This is a genomic window from Rhodanobacteraceae bacterium, from assembly GCA_024234055.1.
Lineage (GTDB): Bacteria > Pseudomonadota > Gammaproteobacteria > Xanthomonadales > SZUA-5 > JADKFD01.
The window spans coordinates 1-20041 of the sequence record JACKOW010000017.1 but is presented as its reverse complement, the minus strand read 5'-3'; the positions used below and the strand labels follow the sequence as shown (position 1 = coordinate 20041).

Annotated in this window: 11 protein-coding genes; 10 read left to right on the top strand and 1 reads right to left on the bottom strand. The window is 59.8% G+C overall.

What is annotated here, in order from left to right; all coding sequences use genetic code 11:
- Positions 1 to 41 precede the first annotated feature (41 nt).
- The 4 genes from H7A19_18765 to H7A19_18750 all read left to right on the top strand — a co-directional run bounded on the left by H7A19_18765 (position 42) and on the right by H7A19_18750 (position 11914).
- Complete coding sequence (locus tag H7A19_18765; protein MCP5476876.1) at positions 42 to 4517, top strand: proprotein convertase P-domain-containing protein; 4476 nt, start codon at positions 42 to 44, stop codon at positions 4515 to 4517.
- A 242-nt stretch (positions 4518 to 4759) separates the two neighbouring features.
- The gene (locus H7A19_18760) at positions 4760 to 6346 is read left to right on the top strand and encodes an asparagine synthase (GenBank protein ID MCP5476875.1); all 1587 of its coding nucleotides are present in this window, start codon (positions 4760 to 4762) and stop codon (positions 6344 to 6346) included.
- A gap of 845 nt (positions 6347 to 7191) precedes the next feature.
- Entirely contained in the window at positions 7192 to 7602 is a 411-nt protein-coding gene (locus H7A19_18755; protein ID MCP5476874.1) for a hypothetical protein, read from the top strand.
- Between the two features lie 328 nt (positions 7603 to 7930).
- On the top strand, positions 7931 to 11914 hold the full coding sequence (locus H7A19_18750) for a hypothetical protein (protein ID MCP5476873.1): 3984 nt from the start codon (positions 7931 to 7933) through the stop codon (positions 11912 to 11914).
- 4 nt (positions 11915 to 11918) lie between these two features.
- On the opposite strand, the gene H7A19_18745 is transcribed toward H7A19_18750, so the two are convergent.
- Entirely contained in the window at positions 11919 to 13466 is a 1548-nt protein-coding gene (locus H7A19_18745; GenBank protein MCP5476872.1) for an asparagine synthase, read from the bottom strand.
- A 455-nt stretch (positions 13467 to 13921) separates the two neighbouring features.
- Between H7A19_18745 and H7A19_18740 the strand changes: the two genes are divergently transcribed.
- The 6 genes from H7A19_18740 to H7A19_18715 all read left to right on the top strand — a co-directional run.
- Positions 13922 to 14644 (top strand): response regulator transcription factor, encoded by a 723-nt coding sequence (locus tag H7A19_18740; protein ID MCP5476871.1) that lies wholly within the window; start codon positions 13922 to 13924, stop codon positions 14642 to 14644.
- A gap of 201 nt (positions 14645 to 14845) precedes the next feature.
- Positions 14846 to 15955, top strand: a complete 1110-nt coding sequence (locus H7A19_18735) for an S-(hydroxymethyl)glutathione dehydrogenase/class III alcohol dehydrogenase (GenBank protein ID MCP5476870.1) — start codon at positions 14846 to 14848, stop codon at positions 15953 to 15955.
- Complete coding sequence (fghA, locus tag H7A19_18730; GenBank protein MCP5476869.1) at positions 15955 to 16806, top strand: S-formylglutathione hydrolase; 852 nt, start codon at positions 15955 to 15957, stop codon at positions 16804 to 16806. Before H7A19_18735 ends, fghA begins: the two co-directional genes overlap by 1 nt.
- 629 nt (positions 16807 to 17435) lie before the next feature.
- A complete protein-coding gene (locus H7A19_18725) occupies positions 17436 to 18152 on the top strand; it encodes a hypothetical protein (protein MCP5476868.1) in 717 nt (238 codons plus the stop codon).
- A 287-nt stretch (positions 18153 to 18439) separates the two neighbouring features.
- Positions 18440 to 19582, top strand: coding sequence for a trypsin-like peptidase domain-containing protein (locus H7A19_18720; protein ID MCP5476867.1), 1143 nt, complete (start codon positions 18440 to 18442; stop codon positions 19580 to 19582).
- The coding region (locus H7A19_18715) for an alpha/beta fold hydrolase (protein MCP5476866.1) at positions 19579 to 20041 on the top strand (463 nt) is incomplete at its 3' end. The genes H7A19_18720 and H7A19_18715, both read left to right, overlap by 4 nt.

Genomic DNA, 20041 nt, shown 5'->3' with positions numbered 1-20041 from the left:
CGAGCCTGCAAAGATGCGCCCCCCTCAGGAGTCACCTCGTCATGTTTCAATCTGCGCGTAATGTTGCTGAACTTTACGCGCCGCGGATGTTGGACAAGTCCCGGCGCATGGTTCAGAGAATTTTCGCTGGCCTGATGTTGGTGACACTTTCGGGCGGCTTGTCGGCTCAGGTCATTTATACCTATGAGGATGTGCCCGGGGTGGCTATTACCACCAATAACAACAACTGTCCTGGTGGTCCAAACACAAATAGCATTGTGCGGACAATCAATGTGCCGGACAGTTTCAATGTGGGCGCCGCAGGCACCATCGCCTTGGGCGTGGTGATCAATCACGCTAATCGAGATCACGTACAAATTCGACTTCAGGCGCCGAATGGGAATACGGTAGTTTTGGCAGACGGCGTCGCGACCGATGGTAATGATAACTACAATGTCACGTTTGGCGATCCGCACGATACGACTGCACCGTTGAACGACGGCGATAATGACCCCGCGACTGTGGCCAGCGGTACGGTTTTTTACCGTCGTCTCGTGAACTTCACTAACCTCAGCTCAACACTATATCCCGTCGCCGGAAACGTAAATGGGAATTGGACGCTCCGTATTTGCGATGATACTGCCACCATCGCCGGAACCTATGTGCGTGCTCGTCTCACGTTGAGAGACAATGCTACGACCTCAATATCGGGTTTGTGCGGGTCAACTAACACTTTTGACTGGGGCACCGTGACTACCGTGCCAGCGTCAGTAGCGTCTACTACTCCGGCCTCGCTTCCCGACGGTACGACTATTACCACCGGTGGCGTAGTATTCACGCAAGTGCAATCTGTCGAAGCGCCTGTTGACGCCGTGAACAGTTTCAGGCGACAGAGCACCGTAAACGGTGCTGATACTGGTTACTACGCGCTCATCATGAATCTGCGGGGCGTCGGGACCGCCGCCGATGACACGGAGAATGCCGTTGAAAGCGTAAGATGGTCTGTGAATCCGCCGGTGGCTGGCCTAGACGTACAGTTTCTCGATACAGACTTCAATTCGGGAGCTTGGGAAGACTATATCCAAATTCGGGGCTTTGATGAGTCCGGTGCCGTGGTGCCCTACCTGAGCACATTCGTTTCTGGAACCGCAACTCTTTCGCGGGTGGGCGATTGGGTGGAGGCTGATGGCGTCAATATTGATGGTACATCAAGCGCCGGAAACGTCCGTATTCGCTTCAATGGGGTCGTAAGCTCTTTCACCCTGGGCTACGCAGCCGGGGACGAACCCGCAACTGAATCCAACCAGCAAGTTATCGGACTCGGAGATCCGCAATTTTGTGCTTATGACTTCGGCGACGGCCCGCTGTCCTACGGAACCGCAGCCGCATCGCATTCACTCCGCGATCGGACGCGGCTCTACATCGGCGCAACGCCGCCCGACGGTGAAGCCGCGGCAGGAGAACCGGGTGGTGGCCCTTCGGCGGCAGCGACGGGTGACGGTGCCGACGAGGGCGGGATCGTCTTTCTTCCCTATGAAGCCGCGCCGTTGACTATGACCTGCGGGTCCTTTGTGACCGCTCCGGGTGACTACTGCGTGCAGGTATCGGCAACCAACAACACCACTAATCCGGCCCAGTTGGTCGGTTTCATAGACTTCAATGCCGATGGTGATTTTAACGATCCGGGCGAGCGGTCCTCGGCGAACTTTGGCGGTGGCAGCGGTATCGCGGCAGATGGAACCTGGAATACCGGGAACATCCTTGCCAGTTCGGGCACCCAGACCTATGTGCTCGTTTGGTCTGGCTTTGCTGCTCCGACAACCGGTGCCTCGCTAGCCCGTTTCCGCATCACCACGGATGCGACCTATTTCAACAATGCATCTCCGCCGAGCCCAGGCGGGGCATTGTCCAATGGTGAGATCGAGGACCAGGCAATTACTGCCGGCACGCTACCGGTGACGCTTGCGTTCGTGGAGGCCAAGCGAATTGATGCGAATCGTCTGGCAGTGGAATGGTCGTCGGCCACGGAAGCCGGCACCATGGGCTATCGCATTCTGCAGGCTAGAGACGGCCGTATGGTTGCGCTTGGTGCTGAACTCACCCCCAGTGCGCGCCTGAGCACCACCGTACCGCAGGATTACCGTGAAGTTTTCCTTTCGAATTCCGACGGCGCGATTTATGTCGAGGAATTGTCTGCGAGTGGCAAGACTGAGCGCTTCGGCCCATATCAAGTGGGAGTGGCTTCGGGTGGGCGGCCACAGATGCTTCAAGTTCCTTGGGATGAGGTTGCCACGGAACGGTCTCTGCATGCTGCTGCAGATCGTCAGGCGCGCATTGAGCGCGGCGCATCGCGGGGTCTCGGTGCCGGAGCAGACATTCTCGTCAATGATTCCGGGCTTCAACACATCAATGTGTCCGATCTGGTTACCGCTGGCTTGAACGTCGTTGGTCGACCCGTTGACGATTTGCGCCTGAGTCGGGCTGGTGTGGTTGTTCCGGTGCGAGTGCTTGGGGGTGGCGCGATTGCAAGCAATTCCATCCTGGAGTTCTACGGAGACGCAGTATCTGGCAGCTTGTATACAAAATCGCGCCCTTATCGCCTTGAAATCGCATCAGGTGCTGCTCCTTGGAATGCTGTGTCCGGCGCGCCAGAGGCAGGCCTTGCGGCGAGTTGGCACCGGCGGGTCGTCACTTTGGACCAGAACAGGTACTACGATCCTACGTCACCATCCGATGATCCTTGGTATTACGATGAGGTCGTTCGTAGCGGTGCTACCACCGGAAAGCAATGGACGCTGGCTGCGCCGGCGGCAGATTCGTCAGCCTACGCCGAAGTGATCGTGGATCTTTGGGGTGGCTCCAGTTACCCGGAACTTGATCCGGATCACCGCTACCGAGTGCTCTTCAACGGGGCACCGTTGGGTGAGGGCACCTTCGACGGTATTTCAGTGCATGAGGGGCGCTTCCCGATTCCTCAGGGCAGCTTGCAGGCGGGCAACAACACGGTACGGTTGGAACTGCTCGCGACGGGTCAATCCATCGACCGGACCTATGTGAATGGCATCCGCATCAGTTATCTGTCGCGATTGGAGGCCACCTCAGGCCGAGTTTCGGTCAAAGGTAGCGACGTGGTTGCTATGGAAGAAGGCGTTTTTGCAAATGATTTCGAGTTGTCGCCGGCGCCTGCACCAGCGTGCGGTGCCGGATGCAACCAGTTGCTCGTCGGCGGTTTCGATTCCAATGACGTGGTCGCGCTGCAGTTGACCGACGCCGGTCCAGTAGAACTCACCGATGGCTTGTTCCTGCAGGCGAACGGCCAATGGAGTCTTCGCGTGCGACCGCTGGCCTTCGGCCAGGGCGAAGATGCGGTTCCATTTGGGGGCAAGATGGTTTTTGCCCAACGCAGCGCTGCTTTCCACCCCGCAGTTCGCCCCGCACTGGGCTTGGCTTCCCCGCTTGTGGGTGGCAACGCTGAGTTGATGTTGATCAGCAGCCCGCGATTTGCTGGCCAGGTTGGCGCTCTTGTCTCGGCTCGCGAGGCCGAAGGACTGAGTGTTCGAGTGGTTGATGTGGAACAGATTTACGAGTACTACAGCAACGGTATTGTCGAGGCGAGCGCGATCAAACGCTTTGTAGCCGACGCCTATGTGCAGTTGGGTACGCGCTACGTGCTCCTGGTGGGTGGCGACACCTATGATTACTTCAACTACCTGGGTTTGGGCAGCGTCAGTGATGTCCCGACGCTTTACCGGCGAACCCACGAATTCGTGAGCTATGCGCCTATCGACAGTGAGTTCGGTGATGTGGACGGTGACGGTCAGCCCGAGGTGGCTGTGGGGCGCCTGCCCGCCCGAACTGATGCCGAACTCGCGAGCCTTATCGCCAAGACCCTTCAGCCTTTGCCGGTCAATCCCTACAGCTTGGTGTTTGCTGCTGAGCGCGCCAATCAGGCAGAGGGCATTGATTACACCGTCAATTCGAATGAGCTGATCGCCGGCTTGGGCAATGCCTGGCAGCCTGGAGCAGACCGCGTGTTTCTGGACAGCTATCCCGCGACTCAACCAGGCACACTCGCGGCGCGCACGGACCTCATGACCATGGTCAATCAGGGTCGCAACTGGGTCAGTTTCTTCGGGCATGCATCCCCGGGGACTTGGTCGAGAGAGTTGTTGTTGCAAGGCTCGCAACTTGAGGGTCTACTCAACAATGCGGGGAAGGCGCCACTGGTCACTGAGTTCGGCTGTTGGGGTGGCTACTTCGTCGAGCCCACGTACACCACCATGAATCACGCTTGGTTGTTGACCCCTGATCGTGGCGCGCGTGCCATGATCGCTTCCAGTTCGTTGACTGATTCGGGCAGCGATCGCGCGATTGCGAATGCTCTGATTGCGGAGCTGGCAGTTCCCGGCATCCGATTGGGCGATGCGCTGGTAAATGCGAAGCGTACGGTTTGGTTGACCGCGCCGGAGCGGAAGGATGTGGTTCTGGGAATGTCACTGTTCGGCGATCCCACATCGCGGTTGACGCCAGCCAATTGAACCGGTCGTTTCAGCGAAGTCGGGGGCAGTGCGCCCCCGACTCTTGTTCGGGGGCGGCGGACGGTAAGGGGCCCTGCTGTTCCGATCGAACCTGGAAGCGATAAATGGCGTACGTGGTCGCCTGGTTCGTCTTCGATGGGCAGCCAATTGATGAGAACATGTGGCGCAGGCTGGTCCAGCGTTCGCGTTTGCGTGCGCCGCTGTCCCCAGACTCTTGGGGGTACGAGCTACGGTTGCCATGCTTGCGCGCCTATGCCATCAAAGTGCGTGCATCGGAGCCGGAACCGCTGATTCAGCTTGAGGACGGCAGAATTCTGCTGAGTGATAGCGAGCGGCCACTTGAGCTTGGCGCGCTCGAAACATCACTGAATGATCCTTGTGCACAGGTAGTGATTGACCTGAGGCAGATGCGGGCGACGATGTCGCGTGACCGACTGGGGCAAAGACCCTTGGTCTGGGCAAGAGTTTCAGGCGCCTTGTTGGTGGCATCCAAGGAGAGCATCCTTCTGGGGCACCCGAAGATAGGCGCCGAGCTTGACGAAGAATACTTGTGCGCTCACCTTGCTGGCGTCAATGCAGTGCCGGGCCACACCTTGTACAGGCAGATTGCTGCGGTTGATCCTGGCTCCGTGGCTGTCGTGGATGGCAGCCGCGTTCAGGTCAGGTCCGTGGCCTTTGACCCTGACCCGATTGCATATGCAATGCGGGATGAGCCGGCCGGGAACCGATTTCGCGATCTCCTTGAGGGCTCAGTGGCGCGTAGTTGCGATGGAGTATCCGAACTAGGTGTCTGCCTCAGTGCGGGACTGGACTCGTCGTCGATAGCGGTTCTGCTCCCCAAGTCCCGGCAAACGTCGAGTACCGTCGCCCTGAACTATGGAACGACCTACCGCGGAAGTGTGGACGAGCGTGGCCTTGCGCGTGAACTATGCAGTCGAATCGGCTTGCGCTACGAGGGCTTGGACACGGCGGACTATCCGCCTACGCTTGACCTGCTCGGCATGGATGCAGACCCCGGTCACCCCTATGTCAATCCGTATCTTGCCCTGAATGCCGCCGTCTATCGCCGTTTTCGCGACTTGGGGGTAGACGTTTTCTTGACTGGACATTTCGCTGATTTTTGGAATCCCGGGCCGGAAGCTTGGCTGCGCGATGCACTGCGCAATCGTCGTTGGCAACTGATCACGGACATGATTGCTGGCCACTGGCGACAGGGAGGCATTGGCGCTCTTTGGCACGACCAAGGTTGGCGCTATCTGGCCAAGCTGATGTTGCGGCGGAATACAGGACGACGAGGGTTCGAATGGCTGGCGCCAAGTTGGCGAGAATGGGTGTGGGATCGCATTGCTAATGACCTGCGACGATTCGCCGATTGGCCTCATCCTGATCGGGCAGCCTACAACTTTGGTTCAGCAGCCGCTCTCGACGGCGCTTATGAAGGTCACTTTCGCGATCAATTTGGCATCCACTCACGCCACCCGTACAGAAACTGGCCCTTGTTGCAGTTCGCACTGTCGTTGCCTGCCTATCAGAACCGGCGTGGGCTATCTGACAAGTGGGTGGCCCGACGAGCGGTTGCCGGAATACTGCCAGAACGGTGGTCTGAGCGCCCAAAACAAGGCGGGCTGTTGCCATTCCTTCAAGCGACGGAAGAGGTGCATGGTCGCGCCGGTCTCAGGCAACTCATCGATGACGGTCAGGCGCTCTGGAAGACGTATTTGGACAAGAAATATGTCGATTCCCTGTTGGCCACACGGGAAGCAGTAGAAGACTGGCTGTTCTGGCAGCTTGTCATGATGGGGGTTTGGCAAAGGCATGCCCAGCCTTGAGTCGCCAACATCGTCACGATGCCGTGAGAGTCGCAGATCGTGCTGTCGGTGGAGAGTGCGAAGCATGGACCGACCGTGCAAAATTAGCTCTTGCAAGAGGATGCTGCGATGTCATGCCATCTGAGGGTTCCGTTGAGTGGCAACGCCGCGATTCGATTGCGTTGCTTGTGCGCCGCAGACTATGATGCTGGCTGATAGCGACTGGGAAAAGCAAATGATGCAGTCCGACGGCGTTGCTGACGTCTCAAGCGATGAGCTCAAAGCACCGTATGAACGGCCTTTGCTGTATTGCTTGGGTGATGTGAGGGAACTGACGCTAGGCCGTTCCCGTGGCGTTGTCGAGAGTTCGAGCACAAATACTCGATTCCAGTAAGAGTTCAGGGTGCGCAGGACGCACGGCACTGCGCTCAGCGTTGGGCCTTCTGGTCGAGAACGAGCGGGGACAACGTCAGCGTCAGCAATGCCGGGAATGCTCATTTTGGTGGGTAGTGTGTCCGTCCAGCAGATGCGACCTGCTGACAAGATGTCCGCTTGTTTCTGCCGCTTCCAGGCTCTCTGACGCGTCGGGCGGCCGTTTTGAGCTTCTCGGCCTTCAACCGAACCTCTGTTGCTGGTGCCGTTGGACGAAAGCTGGGTTGATCGTTTGGATACTTGATTGCACTTGGCGGCGGCGTTGTTCATGCTTAGCTGATTGGAAAGTGCGCCGGATGCCTCGGTCTGGCACGCCATGGAGCGACGCGCGGCGGTTCGGACTCGTTTCCGCGGCGAGGTCCTTGCAGGTCTGGGTTGGCGTTTGTTCGCTGTGCGAACCAGGGCTTTGGCAGCGCGTCCGCTTTACGAGGCGCTTGACCCTCAAGAGCCAGGCTTCCTCGCCGTCGATCGCGCCTATTCAACGGCTTCCACCTACCTGGATGCACCCGCAGGGCTATTCGACGGTTCCCCCCTGTGCCGCGATTCGCATTGAAGACAAGCGCGACCGGCGGATCACGCTCTATCACGATCCTCTCGGGCAGCGTGCGCGCATGCATGGCGACTGGAATACAGCCTCCCGATGCTCCCGGTTCTTCCGCCTTGGGTTGAGTACGTTCAGTCTTGGTGATGAGCGCGTTGATGACCAAGTACTGGCGGTGTCGTCTCGGAGCTCAACCGTCCGCAGCGCCATCTTCAGCGCTTCGCTGTCAGGCATTTCTCCGTCGCGACACGCGTGCTCCGATCTCGGCATCGATCAGCGCTTCGGCAAGAAAAATTACATATAACGGTGGCTGAGACCCGATGCCTCCGGTTACTGTCCTTGGAATTCGGCCGGCCCCATCGGTTGGTGTCTTGTGGAGCAGTGCATGGTTAATGACCAAAAAGAACGAAATGACCAGCAGAAAGTCGATTACGAGACGCCGCTATTGCAAGTACTGGGTGACCTTCGCTTCCTTACCCTGGGTGGCAGTTCTGGAGTGGGTGACAGCGGCACTTCCACAACGCGTGAATGGCCCAGAGGCTGAGGTTTGTTGTGGCTGATTCCAATAATGGCGAGATCTTGCCTGCGAGAGATTTAAAATGAATTGTTTTGAATCAATAACATCCAGCGCCATGTTGGCGTTGCTGTTCGCTGCATCCGCCGCTGAAGCTGGTGGCTTTCCGTTCAATGCGACTGCTGCCAACGCGCCGGTTCTGGTGATGCGCTCCAGCGGTAACGCCTGCAACCAAGGTGATCCTGTTACCTGTACCGGCGACTTCGCTGCAACGCCGGCGGGTAACAAGTCTCACCTTTTTTTTGTGGAAGTTCCGGTAGGCACGGGAGAGATGGCCATTGAGTTGTTTGACGCAGATGTTGGTGCCGTAGTTACCGGTGTTGGGCTGGACGCCAACACGGGGCGTTACGATTACGCCTTGCTCGACCCCAGCAACAATCCGGTGGCGACGCGTTTTGACCGTGGGGTCGATACCGGCACCGGCATTCAGACTACAGGAGCCGTTTCCGTCAACTGCCAGGCATCCGGCGGGCCCGCCACTGCTGACAATAACTGGTGTCGATTAATAACCCTGTCCAATCCCGCGCCGGGGCATTGGCAGATTCGGATGACACCGAACGGCACTGCCGGGCAAATTTCCTCGATAGGCGTTCGTGCACTCGATTCGGTCACCAATCGTGATTTGAACGTATATGCGAGGAGTTTCATTCACTGGGGAAATCAGGATGTGGCCGGGCGTCGGCTGTATACCTTGGCGAACAACAATAATGCCTTCTATCCCTATGTGACAGCCGGTTGCGGACTCCGCACCTACGACTTCGACTCGGATAACGGGAGTGAGGTCACAATCCGGCATACATCTCCGGTGCGCAACTCGGTCAGCGTCTTGAACGGTACGCCGCCATTGTCGGTAAATGCACAGTGGGCCAACAGCGTAATTGCTTTGCCGTCGGCCAACAACACGCAGGCTGACGAGTACGGATTGTGGACTGCCGAGTTTTCTGTGGTCGGCGGCGCAAATCATGTGACAACCTGGTTGAGTCCCAGTTACATCACGAAGGCGATCGCCAACACGCAGCCGGAGGCCGGTAGCTTCAGATATTATTTTCCAACCAATAGTGGTGGTCGCCCGGTCAAGCCGACGGTCCGCCAAGGGCTAATCGGCGTTGTCAGTGGGCCGAATGTACCCACGGTGAACGTCGATACCATCTACCGTATTGGTATTGATATCAATAATCCAACGCCCTATCCCATTGTTTTCAATGCCTCGAATCTGGTCACGGCGGTAGTGCCGGCTGATGTGGCCTCGCAGGTTGATTATGGCTACGTCGGTTCCAGCTTTGTTTCTTCCTGCGGTGCGGTTGTTGCGCAACCGGCAAATGACGCGGTGGGCACAGTGTCCTGGAATCCAGGCACATTGGCCGCTGGTCAGAGCTGCAGCGCCTATTACGAAGTGCGTGTCCAGCCGCTCACAGCCGGCACGCGCTTGCTTACTGAACAGGCCAGTCTAACCACCGGCACCACTGCGCAGATGCTGGACGAGACCGGTGTTCCCTTTACTTTCGGGCCCTTGTGCGGCATTTCCATCACTACCGGAACCAACTACAACAGCGTGCCTGTCACTTTATCTTATGTGAAGGCGGAACGCCTGGGTTCGCAGGCTCAAATCGAGTTCGAGACGGTTTCCGAGTTCGGCAGTCTTTGGTTCGAACTGGTGGATTCCAGGAGCCGCGACGCGTTGTCAGCTCGAATACCTGCGCGAGCTGAGGGTGAACACGAGCCGACAATCTACTCCTTGACTGCGAGTCCTCCGGCCAGCGGTAGCTTTTATATCCGGCAATATGAAGTGGGCAACAAGATGGAGGAGTTCGGGCCGTTCGCGCTCGGGCACACGCATGGTGCGCGATTGCAACGGGCGGCAATCGATTGGGATGCCGTTGATGCTGAACAGGCCGCATTCCGATCTGGGCAGCGCGCGCCTCAAGGCGGCGCCAGCATGGCGTTGGCGCGCATTACGCAGGATGGGCTCTACAGAATCAGCTACGAAGCATTGCTGTCTGAAGGGCTGGATTTTTCGGGAGTGCCCGCTGCGGAGTTGGCGTTGTCGGTTGATGGGCAGGCACTCGCCCGGGAGGTCAGTGCGCCGATTTTCGGTCCTGGCGAGTACATTGAGTTCTTCGCGCATGTCAATAAGCAGCCTTACTATGGCTCGTCGATGAATATCTATGTAATGCGCGATGCATCCCGAGCAGTTTCCTGGAAGAAGTCCACACTCAGGCCGGGCGCCGTCTCCGCCAACCAACAGGTGCATACGGTCGTGCTCGATGCGAATCGCGAGTATGCGTCCGCATCACCTCTGCCAGATCCATGGTTTCTGCGGAAGCTTACTCGCTCCAATAACAACATGAGCAGCATCAGTGAGACTTTGAATCTCCTAGCTGCGCCTGGGTCCGAGGCTGCCGTGCTGAAGGTTTCAAGCTGGGGCGGGCTGGATTATGCCGAAGCTGGCGCTGATCACGCTTACAGCGCCAGTGTGAACGGCACTCTAATTGGGACGGCAAGTTTCGACGGCATCAATCCGAATGTCGATGAGTTCTCGATTCCGGCGGGTGTTCTGCAGGCGGGGAGCAACACGGTAACGTTGACACTGACCCCTACGGCGCACTTGACCGATAGGATCAATGTCGAATCGCTGGCTATCCGCTACACGGGTGTCGCTCAGTCAGTCGCGGGTGTCTGGCAATCGTCCTTGCCAGCAGACGAAGGTCAGTCCGTCGAATTGTCCGACACGCTGTTTGATGATGGATTCGCCCCTGCCGAGCAGCGTATCTGCGCAGACTGCGCTACGGTGCGCGTGGCCGGATTGGCCGCGAACGGATTGCGCGTGTTCCGGCTGGCGGGAGGCGTCGTCATCGAAGAGGTGCTCGGTGGTCGCGCGGACGGCGCGGACCAGATTCTGGCGCTACCGGGTGCCGGAGATTATCGTGGTTACGCACCCTTGCCCATAACCAGCGTGGCGTTGGCGCCTGCGCCGCTGGAGCCGCCTCGCGACGCGGATATGCTGGTGATTTCCCACCCATCATTCGTTGCGGATGTGGCTTCCCTGGTCGACGTTCGTCGCTCCGAGGGCCTGCAGGTGGCCGTCGTGACTACCGAGCAGATACTGAGTCATGAGTCGGCATCGCGACTTTCTGCTGATGCATTGCAACGCTACATCCGCGAAGCTGCGAAAGGCGGTCGGCTTGCCTATGTGCTCTTGGTCGGTGGTGACAGCTACGATTACGACGATGTGTTGCAACTGGGTAGCCGCAGCTTTGTCCCAACCTTCTACCGGGTTACCCATCCGCTCATCCGGCATGCCCCGACAGATGTGCCTTTTGCAGATCTCGATGATGATGGCTTGCCCGATATTGCGGTAGGACGATTCCCGGTGCGCACGTCAGCAGAGCTTCAAGCCCTCGTGGCCAAGACGCTGCAGTGGTCCGTTGGCGGTCCAGCGTCCAGTGCCTCCGTTGCCGTGTCTGACCGAATCACTGGCGGATACGATTTCGCCGATCAATCCCGCATCATGACCGAAGGCGTCAGTTTCGGTGCCCAGCGATCGTTGCTGGATCTCGACGACTATCCCGACGATGCCAACGGCAACGCTGCGGCGCGAACTGCGCTGGTGCAATCGATCAACGCCGGCCTGAGCTGGGTGAACTTCTATGGCCACGCCAGTCCGTACCAGTGGACCTTTTCATCGTTCCTGACCGCCGCACAGGTACGCGCTGGCCTTTTTGCGAATCCGAACACATCGTTTATCGCTACACAATGGGGCTGTTGGGCCAACTACTTCGTACTGCCGCAGTACGACACACTGGCCCATGGTTTGCTCAACAGCGGCAGCGGTGCGGTTGCGTTGATCGGTGCCAGCGCGCTTGGTGAAACCGGTTCCTCCACGACTCTTGCCGCTTACATGCTCCCTGAGCTTGGTCTCGGTTCGCGGCTCGGAGACGTCTGGAAAGCCGGTTTGCGCGGCAACGGAATCAGCAATCCCGACATGAGAGATGTCAACGAAGCAACCCTGCTGATGGGTGACCCGTCGCTGCCCATCCGCTGATCAGTCATAGGGCGTCCGCTACTTGGCGGACGTCCCTTGAGATCAACCAGCGGTGCAACTGAATTCGCTGCCATAGACCGAGAAGCCGGTCACGGGGCATCTGCTCTATGGTGGATTCGGTCAGGTCGTCTGCCAGAAAATCGGAAAAAAGCAGGGTGGCGTGCCGGTCATGGTGCTCCCACTGAGAGCGTCTGGCTACAACATTGGCCAAGAATACTGGAGTCAAGTCAGCGCTTTTTGGATGCAAGCGGCACCAGTCCGGCAGCAATCCGCGTTGCGATTCACGCAGGGCCCACTTCCACTGCCCATGGCGATAGCTGCAGTGGTTCGGCAAGCTCAACAAGAAACTGAGGAGCTCCGCGTCAAAAAAAGGAAACGCAAAGTCCACCCCGGTGCTTGCGTTGTGGTGTGCATCGTTGGCTCCAGCCGTCGCTGCCAACGGGCCAAAACAACTCAGGGCAAGTTGCGGTGAGGGAAAATGCTTCCAGTGCCGGATCTGTTCCTCCCAGATCTGTAGCACCTGCTGACGCCAGACACGGCTGAGCCAGCGGGTTCGCGAAGGACCGCGGCTGCCTCTGATCAGTCCTGCCAGACCCTTCGCCTGCCGCGCGATGAAGCGCGCGGCGTCACGTTTCCCAGGCGGCAGGTAGTTGGCGAGTAGATCGAGACGTCTGCTCTTGATCAGGTCCACAAGTACGCGGCGGTCATCGAAGCGAAATGCGTCGTCCCCAAAACTGCCGTCAAGGCACAAGTCAACGCCTTCGGCGCGCAGCAGCTCGAGTTGAGCCAAACGGATGGCGCGATACGGCGAGGCATCGGGACGGTCAGGGCTCCCTTCGAATGCCGTCCCGCGCAGCGGCAAGTGCGGCTCTGCATCGAACAGGTGATGGGGCATGTTGAAATGCTCGGCCAGTGCGCGTGATCTGGCTGCCTCATCGGCAATTGCATGGCTGGGGAAGCTGTAGCTGCAGGCAACGGCCTCAGGGCTGTCGGGCGCCTTCAAGCGGGCGTAACTAGCCGCCAAGGCAGACGAATCCAGACCGCCGCTCAGTGACAGACCCAGGCGATATCCGTTGCGAGCTTTGGTTGCGACGGATTGGTCAATCAGCTGTCTCAGCGTGGCAAGTGCTTCGAGATCGCCGATGCGATGGGCGCCGGAGCGAGGTCTGGGGCTGACCGGTGCGAGCCGGGTGAGGTGATGGTGTCGAACCAGCAGGCGATTGCCGGTGGTGACTTGACCAATCGCGGCGTGGATGGTGGCATCAGGCGGCGGCGGCAGGGCCGCCAGGTAGCAGGCCAGATAGTCGTTGTTGAAGCTTGTAGCGGCGGAGTCGGAGCCGAGTGCCTCAAGGAGCGGCTGCTCGCTAGAAGCGATGTACAGTCCGTCGGGTGTGAGCGCATAGCACAACCGGTCAGACGACGTAACCCCACGATACATCAGCGTGCGCTCGCCGTCAGACGCAAGCACCGTGTCGTTGAACGTACACTCCGTCTTGGCTACATCGATGAGCCCAGCGCCAAACCGCAGTTTGGGTAGGCTGCCCAAGGTCATCTGGAAGAAGTCCCAGGATCGCATCGCTGCAGCGCGCCACCCCTGGAGTATCTCTCGGTCGAAGAGTCTGGTTGGCACAATGAAGAGCCGACACCGGCTCGAGCTGAACATCATCCCGTCAAACGTCGATCGCTTGCGCGTGCGATCGACCAGAACCTGCCATCTGCGGGCATCTACTCCGGAATTTTCCGATTCGAGAGCTGCGGCTATGAGAAACATAGGTAGGCGCGCACAATTTCCGCGGTTGGGCTGACGACGTGCTCAGGGGGCAAGGGTCTGTTCCTGAAAATGGTATGACCATGTTGACGACGCCAAGGTACACGATCAGACCAAGAAACACTGCTGATGCGCTTTTGCCCCTTAGCAGGGAGTCAATCGGCCTTCACGCCTTCACGATCTTCACGGGCGTATCTTCACAAACGTGAAAACGCCCTATCCCGGGCCAGGAGATGATCATGAACAAGCGAGATGAGCAATCGGGTCTGGTGCTGCTGGTGGAAGACAATCGCGGCATTTCGGAGATGGTCGGTGAGTTTCTGGAGCGTCGGGGCTACTCGGTGGACTACGCCGCCGACGGCGTGACCGGGTTGCATCTGGCGGTCAGCAACAGCTACGACGTGGTGGTGCTGGATCTGATGCTGCCGGGAATGGACGGTCTGGATGTCTGCCGCAAGCTGCGCCAGGAAGCCAAGAAGTCGACGCCGGTGCTGATGCTCACGGCGCGCGATACGCTGGAGGACAAGGTCACCGGTCTGGATGCCGGCGCCGATGACTATCTGGTCAAGCCTTTTGAGGTGAAGGAACTGGAGGCGCGGGTGCGGGCCTTGATTCGCCGCGATCGTCGTCAGGTGAGCCAGGAAGTGCTGCGGGTCGGTGATCTGGTGCTGGACACGGCCACGTTGCGCCTGACGCGGGGTGGCAAGGACATGCAGGTGTCGCCGATCGGCCTGAAGCTGCTGACCATCCTGATGCGCGAATCGCCGCGGGTGGTGTCGCGCCGCGATATCGAACGTGAAGTCTGGGGTGACATGCTGCCTGACAGCGATACTCTGCGATCGCACCTGTACAACCTGCGCAAGGTCATCGACAAGCCTTTCCAGAAGACCCTGCTGCACACCATCCACAGCGCCGGCTATCGTCTGGCCGATCTGGACAACGAATCGGCGGCAGCGGCTTGATGGTTCTTGGTTGCTGGTTGCTGGTTGTCGGTCAAGAGCCCTGGCTCTGAACTGTGGGAGCGGGCTCTGCCCGCGAAAAGGGCTGCGGTAGGCCCGAGCAGTGTTGATCGCGGATGAATCCGCTCCCACAGGCGGTCGTCAATGCAGCACGGCGACGAGCCCTTGGCTAAACTTGCCGGCTTCTGCTGATCGGAGTCGAACATGAAAGTCCGTGCTGCTGTAGCCCACAAGGCGGGTGCGCCGCTGAGCATCGAAATGGTCGATCTTGAAGGCCCACGCGCTGGCGAGGTGCTGGTCGAGATCAAGGCCACCGGTATCTGCCATACCGATGCCTACACGCTGTCGGGTGCCGATGCGGAAGGGCTGTTTCCGTCGATCCTCGGCCATGAAGGCGCCGGCGTCATTGTCGATGTCGGTGCTGGGGTCAAGAGCGTACGCAAGGGCGATCACGTCATTCCGCTGTACACGCCGGAATGTCGTGAATGCGAGTACTGCCTCAACCCCAAGACCAATCTGTGTCAGGCCATCCGCAGCACGCAGGGGCAGGGCTTGATGCCGGATGGCAGCAGCCGTTTCTCGCTGGATGGCAAGCCGCTGTATCACTACATGGGCACGTCGACTTTCGCCAACTACATCGTGCTGCCGGAGATCGCGGTAGCCAAGATCCGCGAGGACGCGCCCTTCGACAAGGTCTGCTACATCGGCTGTGGGGTCACCACTGGCATCGGCGCGGTGATCTACACGGCCAAGGTGGAAGCCGGTTCGCGGGTGGTGGTTTTCGGCCTCGGCGGCATTGGGCTGAACGTGATCCAGGGCGCGCGCATGGTGGGCGCCAGCCAGATTGTCGGTGTGGACATCAATCCGGCCAAGCGAGCACTGGCAGAGAAATTCGGCATGACCGATTTCGTGAATCCGAAGGAAGTCGAGGGTGATTTGGTCAGTTACCTGGTCGGCCTGACCAAGGGCGGCGCCGACTACAGTTTCGAGTGCGTGGGCAACACCACGCTCATGCGACAGGCGCTGGAGTGCTGCCACAAGGGCTGGGGCACGTCCGTCATCATCGGCGTGGCTGACTCCGGCAAGGAGATCTCGACGCGTCCTTTCCAACTGGTGACCGGCCGCAACTGGCGTGGCAGTGCCTTCGGCGGCGCCCGTGGTCGCACGGATGTACCGAAGATCGTCGATTGGTACATGGATGGCCGTATCGATATCGACAGCCTGATCACTCACACCCTGCCGCTGGATCAGATCAACGAGGGCTTTGATCTGATGCATCGGGGTGAATCGATCCGCAGCGTCGTCATTTACTGATGGCCATCCAGGTGCTCAGCGAGCACGCCTGCTTTGGCGGCGTGCAGGGCTTTTATCAGCACGATTCGGCCAGCTGTGCCGGGCCAATGCGCTTTTCGGTGTATCGACCGCCGCAATCGGCACCGGGCGCCGTGCCGGTGCTGTTTTACCTCGCCGGTTTGACCTGCAATGAGGAGACCTTCGCGATCAAGGCCGGCGCGCAGCGGGTGGCGGCCGAACTGGGACTGATGCTGGTGGCACCCGATACCAGTCCACGTGACACCGGTTTTGACGGCGCAACCGGCGATTGGGAATTCGGCGAGGGCGCGGGTTTTTGTCTGGATGCCACCGAAGCCCCGTGGTCCGCGCGCTTTCGTATGGACAGCTATGTCAGCCAGGAATTGCCGCAGCTCATCGCGGCGGAATTCAACGCCGATCTGGCGCGCTGCGGCATTTTCGGGCATTCCATGGGTGGCCACGGAGCGCTGACGCTGGCATTGAAGCATCCGCAGCGCTTCCGCAGCGTTTCCGCCTTCGCGCCCATCGTGGCGCCGACCGAGGTGCCCTGGGGCCAGAAGGCGCTGCCGCGTTATCTGGGCGAGAACCGACAGGCCTGGTTGCGGCACGATGCCTGCGCCTTGATCGCTCAGGCTCCGTTCGCCGGGGAAATCCTGATCGACCAGGGCCTGTCCGACAAATTCCTGTCCAGCCAGCTACAGCCCGAGCGCTTTGAGGCAGCTTGTGCCCAAGCCGGCCAGGCGCTGACTCTGCGTCGGCATGTCGGCTACGATCACGGCTACTACTTCATCCAGAGCTTCGTCGCCGACCATCTGCGACACCATCGGCAGGCGCTGGGTGGTGAGCTGCGTTGATCGTCGTTGGCTTTTCGTCGGGCGAGCAATGAATGGGACTCTGGCACAGGGTGCTCGTTGTTCCGGCTCTGGAGGGCGCTGCTTTGCGTGCGCCAGAAGATCAAAAGCGGCCGCGCAGGCGCGCGTCCCTGCGCAAAGCTGGGCGAGGGCTCTTGTAGGTCCAGACTTGTCTGGAGGCTTCTTCACCATCCAACCAAGACCTTTGTGGAGGGCGCCGCGCCTGCGGCGCCGCTTTGCTTGTGTACCGGGAGATCAAGAGCGGCCGCGCAGGCGCGCGTCCCTCCTCAAAGCCGCTCCCCCTGCCGCCGTTCATGGCCGGTGCGCAGTGTCTTGCCGACACCCTTCATGCGCGGCTCTCCATGAAACCATATCGTAAGTTGTTGATGCGTCATTGCGAGGAGCGCAGCGACGAAGCAATCCAGGGTAGCGCCGCACATCCCTGGATTGCTTCGCTACGCTCGCAATGACGCCGAGGGTTCATGGCCCGTGGGCAGTGTCGGGCCGACACAGGGGGCTTGCAATGACGCCAACATCAAGCACTCAAGTACACTCATCGCGACAAGATCTGTGGCCGAATCGCGCGCTCGTGCCCTGATCCGGGCCTGCCAACGTCAAGGAGCACTCGTCAAATGCGCCTGCTGATACTGTCCATGTCTCTGTTGCTGCTGCTGGCCTGCAGTGAAGAACAGGCGCCTGTGGCTGCTCCTGTGCCTGAACCCTCGCCCGCGAAACCGGCCATTCCGGCTGAAGACCTGTACCAGCTTGCCGTCGGCGGCAACGGCTTTCGGCCCGATATGCGCATGACCGATCTGCGCGCGCGTTTCGGCGAGGACCAGGTGAGCGCCGCCGAGGTTCCGCTCGGTGAAGGCCAAACCGAGCCTGGTGCGGTGATCCATCCTCAGGATCCGGCCCGCCGCGCCTATGTCTATTTTCTTGATGGCAACCCGGAGAGCACGATCAGCGCGATCTACATCCGTGATGCCGAATCGATCTGGCGTGGCCCCCTGGGACTGCGCCCGGGCAACACCAGCCTGGAACTGGAACGGATGAATGGCGGGCCCTTCCGCTTCCTCGGTTTCGACTGGGATTACGGTGGCTATGTCAGCAATTGGGTCGACGGTACGCTGTCGCGCCTGCTGCTGCCGCCAGGCCAGTTGGCGGTCAGGCTGGCGCCACCGCCACTGGCCGAAGGAGTGGACTTGCCCAAGGGCTATCCCCGTGGTGAGGGCGAGTTCGCCTCAGACCTGGCGGCGGTGCGGGACCGCCCGCCGGTCGTGGTCGAGTTGGGGCTGGCCTTTGTGCCGGCGGTTGCAGCGAGTGCGGCGGAGAACACCCCGCCGCCTTGACGGGGCGCGCGCCGGTGCACCGCTGAGGCAGGCTCTTGTAGGTCCAGACTTTTCCGGACGCTCTTCTTGTCATGATGAATGAGCGTCCGGAAAAGTCTGGACCTGCAAGAGCTCTTTGCGCCGTGGTGAAGAAGCGCCCAAACACGTCTGGCCCCTCTCAAGTGCCGATGGCTGCCGGGCGGCGTGCCGCCAGCGCCGGCCGGGATACTTTCAGGACGAACGGTGGTGTCCTTGTTCCATTCCTTCACACTATGATCACCCGTTCACTCGTGTTTTCGGAACTTTGCATGGGCTTGCCGACCAATCGATTGTTGTGGGTGCTGTCGTGCCTGATTCTGATAGCGCTGGCGTCGACTTCCGTGCAGGCGCAGAAGTTCTACAAATGGACCGATGCCAACGGCAACGTTCAGTACACGCAGTCTCCGCCTCCGGAAGGTACCGAGTCGGAGCAGCGCGTGGTGGCTACGCGCGAAATCAGCGAGGAGCGCCGCAAATACTGCGCGGCCATCCATTCGCTGGCCTATCGATTGGCGGGATACAACCGTTCCGGCATGTCGGCCAGCGCTGCCAGTGATGCGATGCGTCAGTACGAGAAGCGGGAGGGCCTGAATGTGGACGATATCGCCCTGCGCGAACTGGTGAACTTCGTCTTTTCCGCCTCACGTCGTGACTACGATACCGACATTGCCGGAAGAGCATTGGACGCCTGTCTGGGCGGCAGTTTCGGCAAGCTCGGACGCAGGTCGCTGGCCTCGGCTCCGGAAGAGAAGGCGCCCTCAGGCGGCGCACAGCAGGGCAGTACCGGACAAGCCGAAGGGCGAGTCACCGGCACGGGGTGGGTAACCCATGGATTGATTGCCACCAACTACCATGTCGTCAATGGCAAGGATCGCATTCGTGTACGGTTCTCGGACGGCCACGAAGTGACCGCTTTCGTGGGTGAGTCCGACAAGGACAACGATGTGGCCCTGTTGCGGGTGTCCGGCGCTCTGCCTGTTGGTCTGCCCCTGGCAGCCGACGAGGCCGGGCTGGGTGCAGAAGTGTTTACGCTCGGCTATCCGCACACAGATATCATGGGCAGCAACGCCAAGCTCTCCACGGGCATCGTCAGTTCCACCACTGGCATGCGCGATGATCCACGGCTGTATCAGATCTCGGTACCAGTGCAAGCGGGCAACAGCGGCGGGCCCTTGCTCAATCGCAACGGCGAGGTTGTCGGCCTGGTCACGGCCAAGCTATCGGCAGCTCAGGTTTACCGCTGGACCGGTGACCTGCCGCAGAACGTGAACTACGCGGTCAAGGTGTCGTTCCTGAACCGGTTGCTGCAGCGTACATCGGCTGCTTCGGCGGAGATGCCGGCCCAGACCGATACGCTCGAGCATCATGCGGCGCGGATCGGGCCATCGGTGGTGCTGGTGATTGCAGAGTGAGTGTTGGCCATCAGGTCTCCCTGCATGTGCGCTGTTTCGGCTCGGGCCCGCCACTGCTGTTGATCCACGGACTGGGCTCCAGTGGCGACGACTGGGCCTTTCAGATCGGTCCGCTGGCGCAACGATTCAGGGTGATAGTTCCGGATCTGCGCGGTTGCGGCCGCAGCCCCGTTGGCAGCGGCTCGGTGTCCATAGCCGGTTTTGCCGCTGAACTGTGGCAGCTCCTGGATTCCATCGGCGTGCGGCAGACGCGCATTGCCGGATTCTCCATGGGCGGTGCCGTGGCTCTGGAAATGGCCCTGCAGCGGCCTGAGGCCGTGATTCAGTTGGTCACCATCAACAGCCTGCCCAGTTATCGCATCGACCACTGGCGCAAGTGGCTGGAACTGAACCTGCAGGTGGCGCTGGTCAAGGTGTTGGGTTTGCGCCGCACGGCGACCATGGTCGGACGCCGCTTGT